The sequence below is a fragment of the Xanthomarina arctica genome, assembly GCF_014638915.1.
Classification (GTDB): domain Bacteria; phylum Bacteroidota; class Bacteroidia; order Flavobacteriales; family Flavobacteriaceae; genus Xanthomarina; species Xanthomarina arctica.
In genome coordinates, this window is record NZ_BMFQ01000004.1 from 178820 (window position 1) to 191129 (window position 12310).

Annotated in this window: 16 protein-coding genes; 13 read left to right on the top strand and 3 right to left on the bottom strand. The window is 31.1% G+C overall.

Going from position 1 to position 12310, the window contains the following annotated elements:
• Positions 1–94: 94 nt before the first annotated feature.
• The gene (locus IEV77_RS15780) at positions 95–844 is read right to left on the bottom strand and encodes a DUF1295 domain-containing protein (protein ID WP_188466577.1); all 750 of its coding nucleotides are present in this window, start codon (positions 842–844) and stop codon (positions 95–97) included.
• Positions 841–1815 carry an NAD-dependent epimerase/dehydratase family protein gene (locus IEV77_RS15785; RefSeq protein ID WP_188466579.1) on the bottom strand — a complete coding sequence of 325 codons (975 nt, stop codon included), beginning with the start codon at positions 1813–1815 and terminating at the stop codon, positions 841–843. Before IEV77_RS15785 ends, IEV77_RS15780 begins: the two co-directional genes overlap by 4 nt.
• Before the next feature lie 324 nt (positions 1816–2139).
• On the opposite strand from IEV77_RS15785, the gene IEV77_RS15790 reads away from it, so the two are divergent.
• The 5 genes from IEV77_RS15790 to IEV77_RS15810 all read left to right on the top strand — a co-directional run bounded on the left by IEV77_RS15790 (position 2140) and on the right by IEV77_RS15810 (position 4987).
• The gene (locus IEV77_RS15790) at positions 2140–2469 is read left to right on the top strand and encodes a YtxH domain-containing protein (protein ID WP_188466581.1); all 330 of its coding nucleotides are present in this window, start codon (positions 2140–2142) and stop codon (positions 2467–2469) included.
• A gap of 5 nt (positions 2470–2474) precedes the next feature.
• A complete protein-coding gene (locus IEV77_RS15795; protein WP_188466583.1) occupies positions 2475–2822 on the top strand; it encodes a phage holin family protein in 348 nt (115 codons plus the stop codon).
• 102 nt (positions 2823–2924) lie between these two features.
• Positions 2925–3125 (top strand): DUF6327 family protein, encoded by a 201-nt coding sequence (locus IEV77_RS15800; RefSeq protein ID WP_188466584.1) that lies wholly within the window; start codon positions 2925–2927, stop codon positions 3123–3125.
• Positions 3126–3403: 278 nt separating this feature from the next.
• The gene (locus IEV77_RS15805) at positions 3404–3937 is read left to right on the top strand and encodes a lipid-binding SYLF domain-containing protein (protein WP_188466586.1); all 534 of its coding nucleotides are present in this window, start codon (positions 3404–3406) and stop codon (positions 3935–3937) included.
• Positions 3938–4084: 147 nt separating this feature from the next.
• The gene (locus IEV77_RS15810; RefSeq protein ID WP_188466588.1) at positions 4085–4987 is read left to right on the top strand and encodes a YihY/virulence factor BrkB family protein; all 903 of its coding nucleotides are present in this window, start codon (positions 4085–4087) and stop codon (positions 4985–4987) included.
• A 151-nt stretch (positions 4988–5138) separates the two neighbouring features.
• Here the strand turns inward: IEV77_RS15810 and IEV77_RS15815 are convergent, their stop codons facing one another.
• Entirely contained in the window at positions 5139–5327 is a 189-nt protein-coding gene (locus IEV77_RS15815; RefSeq protein WP_188466590.1) for a CsbD family protein, read from the bottom strand.
• Positions 5328–5587: 260 nt separating this feature from the next.
• On the opposite strand from IEV77_RS15815, the gene IEV77_RS15820 reads away from it, so the two are divergent.
• The 8 genes from IEV77_RS15820 to IEV77_RS15855 all read left to right on the top strand — a co-directional run bounded on the left by IEV77_RS15820 (position 5588) and on the right by IEV77_RS15855 (position 12298).
• Positions 5588–5827 carry a DUF7218 family protein gene (locus IEV77_RS15820; protein WP_188466591.1) on the top strand — a complete coding sequence of 80 codons (240 nt, stop codon included), beginning with the start codon at positions 5588–5590 and terminating at the stop codon, positions 5825–5827.
• 58 nt (positions 5828–5885) lie between these two features.
• Positions 5886–6902 (top strand): AI-2E family transporter, encoded by a 1017-nt coding sequence (locus IEV77_RS15825; RefSeq protein WP_188466593.1) that lies wholly within the window; start codon positions 5886–5888, stop codon positions 6900–6902.
• Positions 6903–6991: 89 nt separating this feature from the next.
• Positions 6992–7603: a nitroreductase family protein gene (locus IEV77_RS15830; protein WP_188466595.1), complete on the top strand. Its 612-nt coding sequence runs from the start codon at positions 6992–6994 to the stop codon at positions 7601–7603.
• A gap of 23 nt (positions 7604–7626) precedes the next feature.
• The gene (locus IEV77_RS15835) at positions 7627–8268 is read left to right on the top strand and encodes an NADPH-dependent F420 reductase (RefSeq protein ID WP_188466597.1); all 642 of its coding nucleotides are present in this window, start codon (positions 7627–7629) and stop codon (positions 8266–8268) included.
• Between the two features lie 143 nt (positions 8269–8411).
• Positions 8412–10223, top strand: coding sequence for an SLC13 family permease (locus tag IEV77_RS15840; RefSeq protein WP_229736695.1), 1812 nt, complete (start codon positions 8412–8414; stop codon positions 10221–10223).
• A gap of 9 nt (positions 10224–10232) precedes the next feature.
• Positions 10233–11129: a mechanosensitive ion channel family protein gene (locus IEV77_RS15845; RefSeq protein ID WP_188466601.1), complete on the top strand. Its 897-nt coding sequence runs from the start codon at positions 10233–10235 to the stop codon at positions 11127–11129.
• A 153-nt stretch (positions 11130–11282) separates the two neighbouring features.
• A complete protein-coding gene (locus IEV77_RS15850; protein ID WP_188466603.1) occupies positions 11283–11828 on the top strand; it encodes a helix-turn-helix domain-containing protein in 546 nt (181 codons plus the stop codon).
• 23 nt (positions 11829–11851) lie between these two features.
• On the top strand, positions 11852–12298 hold the full coding sequence (locus IEV77_RS15855) for a response regulator (RefSeq protein WP_188466605.1): 447 nt from the start codon (positions 11852–11854) through the stop codon (positions 12296–12298).
• The last annotated feature ends 12 nt before the right edge of the window (positions 12299–12310 follow it).

Here is a 12310-nt window from a genome sequence, read left to right on the forward strand (position 1 = left end):
TATAAAAGCCTATAAATATCGTTAATAAAATTTAGCTTTAAAAGGGTTGTCCTTAGAAAATATCTTATTTATTAAGATTGAATTTCAACACCCCTTACCAGAATCGTGGAAACAAGGCTGTCCTGTTTTTTGGGTATTCCTTAAAATGGACTTTGTACCATTTGTGGTGAGCCAAAGCTCGAGGTATTAAATTGGCCGCTGTCCATATTAAAAAGGTTGTGGCAGGATAATTCCATGCCATAATAGCGAAACCTGTCCATTGTAGTAATTCACTTAAATGATTCGGGCATGAAATATATTTAAAAAGGAATCCGTTTGGAATTTTGTAACCCGTTTCTCCAGGTTTTCTAAGGTGAATTAAAATGTTATCACTTATTTGATTGGTTATAAAACTAAAAACGAAAAGCGTTAATCCTAAGTAGAAATGCCAATTATTAAAAGCATCGATAGTGTATGCTTCAAAATTAGCTAGAAAATAACCATTTAATCCAGCATTAACCATATTAAAAGCGATGGCTGAAACAACAATGGTAATGGGCATTTTTTTGTATTTTGTGCGTATTCTTAGAGGGTAAATAAACGTTCTATTAAAATAATGGATAAGCCACAAGATACTAAGCATGGATGCATATTTACTCTGATTAGATGTCATGAAGAAATATAGAATGATAGAAAAAGATGGAATTTCCATTAAAACCCATCCAATTTTGTTTGAAATTTCTGGTCCCCAACCTTTTTTAATATGTCTGCCATAAGGAGCTGTTACAAATTGTAATAAAATAAACGAGCCAATGCCAATGGAAGCCCAAATAATGCAAATAATATGAAACGTGCTTAATGTCATGACAAATTTTGCTTGTTAAACCAATTTATTAAATCTGTTAACGTATCTTCTATAGGTCGAATTTTATGCTTCAATTCTTTAATTGCTTTGCTAGAATCTACTTTCTTTGGTGCTCTTTTAAGAATTTTTAAACTTTCGTTGGTTATTGGCCATTCCAAAGGGAAATGAGTATCATAAATTTGAATTAATGGCAATAGAAAAATTAATAAGTTTAATGAGATGTAAATAAATTTGTGGTCAGGATTTACAATTCTAGCTATCTGTTTTAAGCTGTAAAAGTTGCCTCCTACTAAATAGATTTCACCTTTTTCACCTAATTGAATACTGTTTATTATGGTTTCTGAAAGATCTCTAATATCAACCAAGTCATAACCACCTGTGGTTAATGCAGGAATCTTCTTGTTGTAAATATCTAAAATAGTTTTCCCAAAATGAGAAGGTTTATGGTCAGGACAACCAATTATGGAAGTGGGTCTAATAATAATGGCATCCAAGTTGTTATTTGATACAGCTTTTAAAACCAGCTGTTCAGATAATGCTTTGGTATAACCATAAAGAAAATCGTTTTTGGTTTTATAAGGTCGGTTTTCATCAAAAATTTCATTCGCTTTTGTTTCTTTAACAGCATTTGATGAACTAATAAAAATGAATTTTATATCAGAATTTAAGCAAGCATTTATAACATTTTCTGTACCAATAACATTGGTATTATAAACGTCTTCTTTATTTACCTTTCCAACAGATATCATGCCTGCACAATGGATAATTGCAGTGGAATCTTGCACTAATTGCTTTAAAATAGTTTTGTCTGAAACATCACCCTGAACCCAGGTTAAAGATCGATGTGAAATAGGTGGCTTATAATTACGATACAAGGCTTTTACTAGGAACCCTTTTTCTAATAATAATTCAATAAGACAAGTGCCTAAATGACCACTTCCTCCAGTTATACTAACTTGTTGTTCACGCATAGATTCGATAAAGCTTACAATGTATTGAATAAAAAAAACTAAGTCAAAGTTTTTAATTTATTTTTGAAACAGATCACTAAATAGTATTAAATAGAATCTGTACAATTTAAACAAATGTTAAATTACTTGTAATTAGGATGCTTGATTGGAGAAAGTATGGTATTATATGTTAAATCAAATACTAAAATTAATTAAATGTCGGTGAAATTAATTAAATTGCATGAGCCTTATAAGATTGATTTGTGTTTGATTTTTTAAGGTGATATTTATTTATTATCATCTCTTTTTAAACAAAAATTAATAATTTTTAAAATTTAAATTATCATGGGAAAAGAAAGTAATGCAATATTAGGATTGTTAGCAGGAACAGCAATTGGGGCCACTTTAGGTATTTTATTTGCACCAGACAAGGGATCGAATACGAGACAAAAATTAGCAGATGAGGCCGCGACTGCAAGAGATAGAATGACGGAAGGTGCACATCACTTAAGGGATCAGGTTAAAGAAACCGTTACCCATAAAAAAGAAAGTTTAGATCATCAATTAAATAGTATTGTGAATGATGTTAGTCATAAAACTGAGGATGTCATTACCTCTTTAGAAAATAAGTTAAGCGATCTTAAAGCAAAAAACAAAAAGTATCAAAAATCTTAAATTGAATGAATATATTCGAAAATATAAATGAAACTTCAGGAAAGATGGCGGATGCTGGTGAAGTTTATGTGCAAAAATCTCAGGAGTATCTAAAATTAAAAATATTTCAACAAATAAGTGTTTCCATAACGTTGGTGTCTAAAGCGCTGATTATTGGAGGTTTATTGCTAATAGCTTTGTTTTTTATGTCTTTTGCCTTAGCCATGGCTATAGGCCAATGGTTAGACAATGTAGCTTTGGGTTATTTAATTGTTGCGGGATTATTTCTAATAGTTACATTCATAACGTATTACAAGAGAAATCTAATCAATAAAAAAGTAATCAAAAGTTTGTCATCTAAATTTTTCGATTAAGTCATCTAAATTTTTCGATTAATAATTTAAGAAAATTCATGTTGCACCATTTATCTAATGGAATTTATTTCATAGAAAATGCAGCTACAATAAAAAAGACATATGAAACAATACCAATCTTTTAAAGAAATTGAAACCGATTTAAAACGATTAAGTCTAGAACAAAATATTGCTTGGGAAGAAATGAAACTTCTTAAAGGCGAATTTCAGGAAAGTTTAACACCTGCAAATTGGTTGCAAACTGGACTAAAAATGGCAGGTAAATATGGCATGTTTTTAATGGCAAAAAGATTCTTTAAATAAACTTTACAAACTGATATTATTGAAAAAGGAATCCAATTTGGATTCCTTTTTTTTTTGAAATTATTCTGATTTTATTTTAAATAAAAATAGTACTTCATACTATAAGTAAATCTTCCAAGTACAATTGGGTGGTGTATCAAAAAAATAAAATTTAAAATCTGAATTTCAGGGTGTTATGGCGAAATATTAATGTTTTTGAGCTAACATTTAAATTTTTTGAGTCATTCCCTAAGACACTTTATAAATATATTTGAAGAGAATAATTTAAAAACAGATATATGAAAACTCTAAAAACAATTATGGCAGTTTGCCTTCTATTAATAACGGTTGGTGTAACTGCTCAAAACAGTAAAGACAAGGAAGTTATGGCAGATGCCCAAAAAGCTAAAACAGCATTACTAGAAAAAGACCCAGGTCTTGAAAAATTCTTTGACACTGCTTCTGGATATGTCATCTTTCCTAGCATTGGAAAAGGGGCTTTAATTATAGGTGGTGCCATGGGGAATGGTGTTGTTTACGAAAATGGGGTAGCTATTGGAATGTCAAATATTAAAAAATTAAGTGTTGGTATTCAAGCTGGTGGTCAGGCACTAACGGAAGTTATCTTTTTTGAAACAGATGAAGCCCTAAATGAATTTAAACAAGGAAATTATGAGTTTGCAGCTCAGGCTTCAGCTGTTATAGCCGATAAGGGGGTCTCAGAAGATGCAAATTATGATGATAACGTTATAGTTTTTGCTATGCCTAAAGCAGGTTTAATGGCTGAAACTTCTGTAGGTGGTCAGAAATTTGAATATCATCCATTTAAGTAATACTTAAAAACATGATATATTATTGAGAAAAAAGTTGGCAATTTGCCAACTTTTTCTTGTTTAATAGAAGAACTTTATAATCCTTATGAGTTAACCAAAATTCGTTTTAAGTTAGCAAGTAAGCTTATTAAATAATAGTTTTATAACATGACTCAGACCAATTCAAAAAAATTCAAGATTCAAGATTTACCATCTCTTATCGTTGAAACTTATAAGGCATGGGATGCTAGCGACCCTTTTAGGTTAAGCGCCGTTGTAGCCTATTATGCTGTACTTTCCTTGCCCGGATTATTAGTTATTATTATCAATTTGGTAGGTTCAGTCTGGGGAGTCGATATAGTGCAAGGTAGATTAACAAACGAAATTTCCAGTGCTTTAGGAAGAGATGCTGCTGAGTCTATACAAAGCATGATGATTGAAACTCAAAATGAAGATAAAAGCACATTAGCTACCATTCTGGGAATAGTAACCTTAATTTTTGGAGCTACAGGGGTTTTTTATCATTTACAATTATCACTTAATAAAATTTGGCAGGTTGGTTCGGAAAACAGTTTGCCATTTGTGAAAATGCTTTGGAGTCGTGCCAGAAGCTTTGCTTTTATTTTAGCTATGGGCTTTTTGCTATTAATAAGTTTCTTAGTAACCACGGCTATTTCTGTATTAAATGAATACATAACTAGCTTAGTCCCAGATTTAATAGTTTATATCGCTTTTATTATGGATTTTGTGGTTTCCACCGGAATTATAACGGTTCTGTTTGCCATGATCTTTAAATTCTTACCGGATGCCAAAATTAAATGGAAAACAGTTTGGATTGGAGCAATCATAACATCCGTTTTGTTTGTTCTAGGAAAATTCTTGCTTGGACTTTATTTTGGAGAGGCAAATCCCGGTTCTACATACGGGGCAGCTGGAACTGTAGTCTTAATTTTGCTTTGGGTTTCATATTCTTGTCTAATTTTATTTTTTGGAGCACAATTTACCTGGGTTTATGCCAAACGTTATGGATTAGGAATCCAACCAAGCTCCAATAAAAAAAATAATGAGTAAACTTTAATTAGCTTTTTTGTAATTTGATTTTTTCCAAATGGTCCATCTCTTTAAATAATGATGTCTTGGTTCTGTTTGATAAAAAAAAACACCTCTAACTATTCGTTAGAGGTGTTTTTATGAAAGAATTTTTAATGATATAAATTAATAATTATTTCCAATTTTTAATTTCATCTTCTAATTCTTCTCTTTTCTTTCCCGTTTTTTCTTGAAGTTTTCCAACCATTTCGTCAAATTTTCCTTCAGTATACGTTAAATCATCGTCTGTAAGTTTACCATATTTTTGTTTGAACTCACCTTTTACTTGTTTCCATTTACCTTCTAATTGATCTTTGTTCATGATTTTATTTTTTTAATTAATAATGTTTTAATACCTGCAATTTATAATATATACAGAGTTTGGTTTGACTCAAAAAAATAATTTATTGAACCAATTACGTCCGCTTAAAAATACTTTTTTGAGAGCAATATTTTTCCTGATTGTGTTAATCCATGCAAATCCATAACCTGACATTTGATCTGTCCCAAAAATGGCTCATTGCGAAATTACGAGGACAATTTTATACATTATTTACCATTAGATTTTTTAAAACCAAAATTATGGATATTCCTAATATTAAAAAGGAACAGCAATACCAAGCACTTAAAGATAAAGGCTACAGCAAACAAAAAGCAGCTAGGATTGCTAATTCACCAGAGGCTGGAGATAAAGGAGGGAATGCAAAACCCTATGAGGACTGGACCAGAAACGAATTATATCAACAAGCTAAAAATGTAGAAATTAAGGGACGTTCTAAAATGGACAAAGTCGAATTAATTATTGCTTTGCGAAACAATTAATAATTTAATTTAAATAAAACCAGACAAATTTTAAACCAATTTTAAGTACTCAGTTTTTATGATAAACGCCAAAAAATTACGTCAAATTTTTTTACTTCTGTTGATAGTTTTAATAGTTGTATTGATTTTTAGGGAAATGATGCCATACTTTTCGGGAGTTTTAGGCGCCATAACTTTCTATTTTCTTTTAAGAGGTACAATGTCTAAATTAGTTAGAAGGGGTTGGAATCCTAATTTGGCAGCTGGAACTTTATTGTTCCTATCTTTTATTTCTATTCTAATTCCTATTGCCGGAGCTGTATTAATGCTAGGTAATAAAATAGGAAAAGCGGCTAATAATAGTGAAGCAGTAACAAAAGCCATTAAAGTCCAATTAAGAACATTGGAAAGTCGTTTGGGTTTTGATCTGACGTCTCAAATTGATGCCACTGGAATTTCAAGTTGGTTGTCCGATAGTTTGACAGGGTTTGCAGGTGGTACTTTTAATACAGTCATTGCCATTGCCATTATGTACTTTTTGCTTTTTTATATGTTAACAAATCGCAAACAACTTAAAGAATCCTTAATGGAATACATTCCTTTAAGTAGAGAAAATTTAAAATTATTAGGAAAGGAAAGCGGACAAATGGTTCGTGCCAATGCTTTTGGAATTCCTTTAGTAGCCGTGGCGCAAGGTATCGTAGCTTTAATTGGATTTTTTATTTTTGGAGTAGAAAGTCCTTTTTTCTGGGCCGTTATTGTAGCCATAGGTTCTATGGTTCCTTTTATAGGAACGTTTTTGGGTGTTATTCCTGTCTTTATCTTAACCATTTCTAACGGAGATTCATTTCAAGCATGGGGAATTCTGCTGTATGGTTTTATTGTGGTTGGTTCTACTGATAATATTATTCGTTTGTTTATACTTCAAAAACTAGATAATGTCCATCCTTTAATAACCCTAATTGGTGTAATCATAGGAATTCCCTTGTTTGGGTTTATCGGGTTGATTTTTGGACCCTTGTTGATTAGTTTATTTTTAATATTCGTTCGTATTTACAAAAAAGAATATGCTTCAAAAGATTTAAGTAGTCTTTAATTAATTGCATTAATAAATTATTGCTTTAGGTTAAGTGAAGCCTTATTTATTAAATAATTTGCAGTGAAGGATTATTAAAAGTTGAAAAGATGAATAAAGCAGAACAAATAAGGTTAGAGAACATTGCAGATACTGATCATGAAATCTTTGCCCTGTTAAAACAAAGATATAGTCCTAGAACTTTTAAAAATGAATCGATAAAAGACAGGCATTTAAAACAGCTTTTTGAAGCCATACGATGGTCTGCTAGTTCTAACAATATTCAACCTTGGCGTTTTATTTACGCTGAAAAAGGAACAGAAGCTTATACTAAAATTTTCAATTGTTTAAGCGATTTTAATAAATCTTGGACTAAAAATGCTCCTGTTTTATTGCTTTCTGCTTATCAAGAAAAGACAGAGGAAGGTAAAGAGAATTTTCACGCTTTGCACGATTTAGGTTTAAGCTTAGGCTCTATGACGGTTCAAGCCCAATACTTAGGCATAGCTATTCATCACATGGCTGGAGTAGATTGGCAGAAAGCACAAAAAGAATTCGATGTACCAGAAGGTTTTCATGTTTCTACAGCTATTGCTTTAGGTTATTATGGTGGAGAGTTAGAAGATCTCCCAAAAGATTTACAGGGCCTGGAAACAAAAAAACGTAAGAGAATTTCTCAAGAAGCATTTGCTTTTAAAAATCAATGGAAGCTAGGGATATAAATTATAAATCTAAAAAAAATATTATGAAAATAGGAATTATAGGAAGCGGACAAATTGGTGGCAATCTAGGAAAGTACTGGGCAAAAGCTGGTCATGAAGTGCTTTTTAGCTCAAGACATCCAAATCAACTTGCCAGTTTGGCTCGTGATGCAGGTAATAATGCCAAAGCTGTAAGTGTTGCCGAAGCTTTTGAAGCTAATGCAGATGCGTATCTTTTAGCAACTCCATTTGAGGCTATAGATAACATATCAGAATTGTATGCTGGAGAATATGGTAATAAAATAATTATTGATGCCACAAACCCATATCCTGAAAGAGATGGCAAAATGGCTCAAGAAGTTAGAGATGCCAATTATAATGCTTCGGAATATACAGCTATGAAATTTAACACAGCTAAAACAATTAAGGCTTTTAATACGATTAAAGCTGAAGATTTACGTGATAGAGCTTTTAGAAGTCAAGATAAATTGTCTATTCCTTATGCGGCACAAGATGAGGAAAGCAAAACTATAGGAAGACAGTTAATTGAAGACATTGGTTTTGATGCGCTTTATGTTGGCGACCTAAGTGCTTCTAATATTATGGATCCAGATAAAGCTATATATGGAAAATCTCTGGAATTAATTAAATTAAAAGACTTAGTTAATGCCTCCAAAGAATATTGATTTATTATCAAACTAAATGATATACCTAAGTCATTTATAAATACATCGTTTTCAAATTGAAAATCTCACGTTAATTTAGTAATTTAATTAACTGAACTTTAAATTACTTAATAAACTAATAGATGAGCTTGGAAATTATTTTAATGTTTCTTGTATTACTAACAACAGTAGTACTTTTTGTGTTTGAGATTTTCCCTGTAGATAAAGTAGCATTTTTTATTATTGTTTTGCTTATTTTATTGGGTTTAGTTACTCCAGAAGAAGGTGTTAGTGGTTTTTCTAACAGCGCAACTATTGCTGTGTTAGCACTTATGATTTTGGCCATTGCCATGGAAGAAAATGGCGTAATTAACTGGTTGACATCTGGCATGGGAAAAGTGAAATCTTTACCTCTTTTTGTTATGGCTCCTGTTTTTATGGTGGTAGCTGCTGGAATTTCTGCATTTATTAGCACAACTGCTGTGGTTCTTGTTTTTATTAAAATGGTCAACCAACTTTCCGAAAAATACAATATATCACAATCTAAACTTTTATTACCTATTTCATTTGCTGGTATTCTAGGTGGATCTTGTACCTTAATGGGGACATCAACAAATTTAATTGTCAATTCAGTTTCAAAAGATCTCGGTGTCGAAAAGTTAGGTTTCTTTGAGTTTTCAGTCTTGGGACTTATTTTTCTTGGCATTTCTATTGTTTACTTAACACTAACTTTAGGTTGGTTGCCTTGGGGAGACAAACAAAACCTGAATAAAGATTATAAAATTGAAAACTATATTACCAGTGTCCGTATAACCGCTAATTCTAAATTAGTAGGGAGAAAAATCCATGATAGCTTTTTACATGATAATCCAGATGTATCACTTTTGCGTCTAACAAGAAATAACGAGGTTCATAATTCTCCTGGAAGATACATAACCATTAAGGCCGATGATGAATTGCTTTTAATGTGTGATCTCGAAAACTTGTCGCGTATAAGCAAATCTGAAAACATGAGTATCATTCATGAAACCGACCATGCTGAAGAGGAAATAATAGATAAAAACACAAAAAATAAAGAAGGAAAAAATAAACTTGAAGTAGATGAACATATTTTTGTTGAATTACTGATGCTTCCAGGAGCTGCCTTATTAGGCAAAACGCTTGGTAACTTAAGACGTTTTATGATTCAGGATGCCATTCCAATCGCCATTAAAAAAAGAAAGACATTGGTTAATCTCAATGAAAGAATGGTTCATAGCAGTACAGATAAATTAAAATTAAAGGCTGGAGATAGACTGTTGGTTGAAATATCTAAAGAAAAATCATATGTATTAGATGCTATTGAAAACGTGGTGGTTTTGCAACAATTAGATAAAATCGATAAAATATCTAAACGTAAAAAGTATTTTTCTTTTTTCGTCCTTTTATTAGTAATTGCGATGGCTGCATCAGGATTATTAACAATTATGGTTAGCGCTTTAACGGGAATATGTTTGTTATTGGTCACGAAAAATCTAAACTTAAATACCATATATAAAAAGGTAAATTGGCAAATTTTCTTCTTGTTAGCTGGTATGATTCCTTTGGGACTTGCTATGCATAATACAGGAACAGATATGTGGATTTCAGAGAAATTATTAGGTTTTTTAGATGGCCAGCCTAACTATATTATTATAGGTACCATATTTTTTGTAACTATGGTTTTAAGTGGTGTAGTGAGTAACAACGCAACAGCTATTATTATGACACCTATTGCCATTTCCGTGGCCTACGGAATGAATTTAGATTACAAACCTTTTATTCTAGCAGTTATGTTTGCAGCAAACTTTAGTTTCTTTACACCTGTAGGTTATCAAACTAATTCCTTAATTTACGGCATAGGTAATTATCGCTTTCAGCATTTTCTTTACATTGGAGGTGGTTTAAGCATCATATTGTGGATAGTTGCTACATTCTTATTAACTAAAATGTTATAAAATTTAATTATGAATAATTCATTTTCTATAGAAGAAGCTCTTAATAAGTTGTGGGATAAGCTAGATGGTTGGCTAGAGGCAATTATATTAAAATTGCCAAATTTTATCATGGCTATTTTAATCATGGTATGCTTTTATATTATAGCTAAGGTTATTAGAAATCTTTTAAGAAGATATTTGCTAAAGCATATTGGTCAAAAATCGATTCAAGATATCATTTCAAAAATTGTTTTTTTAATTGTAATACTATTCGGTTTTTTTATTGCTCTTGGCGTATTAGAATTGAATAAAGTACTTACTAGTGTTCTTGCGGGAGCAGGGGTAGTTGGTTTAGCTATTGGTTTAGCTCTTCAAGGAACTTTAAGCAATACCATTGGAGGCTTAATACTTTCCTTTATGCCTAAATTGAAAATCGACGATTATATTGAAACAGATAGTGTTAAAGGGTTTGTTTCCGAAATTAGCTTAAGAAGCATAGTTGTAAGAAGACCAGATAATAATTATACCATAATTCCAAATAATACTTTTATAACTAATCCATTTACAAATTATTCCCTCAGCAAAAGAAGTAGAATTACGGTTAGTTGTGGTATAGGTTATGAGAGTGATTTACAAGAAGTAGAGGATTTGGTAACGAAAATTATTTCTGAAAATTTTAAACAACAAGATGGAGAAGGAGTGGAGTTTTACTTTACAGAATTTGGAGATAGTTCTATTAATTTTATAACACGTTTTTGGATAGACATGGTTAGTAGTAGAGAAAATTATGCCGAATCACATAAAGCCATTAAACTTATTAGACACCATTTTAATACCAACAATATTAATATTCCCTTTCCAATTAGAACATTGGATTTTGGTAAAAACTCTATACATATGGTTAACGATAAAAAGGAAGAGAATTAAATAAATCCTTACAATTCTTTCAATTAAGCTTAAAAATCAGAATACTAAGAAAGTTTGTTAAGGATGAAAATAATTTTGTAATTTTAGAAGAATCATATCGAAATGGTATATCTTTAGTCTGTAAAAAATAGAAATAAAAGCATCTATTTATCAATGACACTATTTGTAAAATACGACTTCGATTTGGTATATAAGACACTTTTAAAAGAGCAGCTCGAAGCTCTGGATATTGCATATTCTTTTGGCAGTTTAGGAGAAATTCACATAGAAGGAAAATTATCTAAGGACAAGCTGGATATGTTAACAGCTTCCTTAAAAAGATATGGCATAGAAATATTATCGAAACAAAATGTTACTTTAATTGAAAGAATTAAAAACGCCATAGACGACTATTTGCAAAATAAAGAGTTGCGATCAGAAAAACTTTCTTCCTATCTTTCAGATAAATTACATTATTCATATGCACATTTATCAACTGCTTTTTCAGAGAACACCTATAATTCAATAGAAAATTATATGATTCTTAAAAAAGTAGATCTTGTCAAAGAACTTATGTGCAATACAAGTTTAACTTTAACCGAAATTGCTTTTCGCTTAGATTATAGCAGTGTGGCTCATTTATCTGGGCAGTTTAAAAAAACAACTGGATTAACACCTAGTCTTTTTTTAAGAATTATGAAAAAGAAACAACAATTATAAAACCATCTATTAAATAGAATTAAATGAGTGATAAAATATTGAACATAGCCTTGGCAGATGATGATGAAGATGATAGAATGTTATTTAACGAAGCTATCGACGAAATTGCTATCCGTACCAAATTGTCGCTCTTTAATCATGGACAAGAATTAATGGATTATTTAACCTTGCCTAACATTGTTCTTCCAAATCTTATTTTTTTAGATCTTAACATGCCAATTAAAAATGGCCAACAATGTCTTTTAGAAATACGGAGTAATCCAAGGCTTAAAGATTTATGCGTGGCTATTTATTCTACCTCGTCTTCAGAAAAGGATATTGAGGAAACTTTCTTAAATGGGGCAAATATTTATGTAAATAAGCCCAATAACTTTAGTAAATTGCGAGAAGTGGTTGAGAAAGTGCTACAACTAAATTGGCAATATCATACCTCCAATTTGAATAAGGAGACTTTTCTTTTCCGAATCTAAAGCCTTATATTA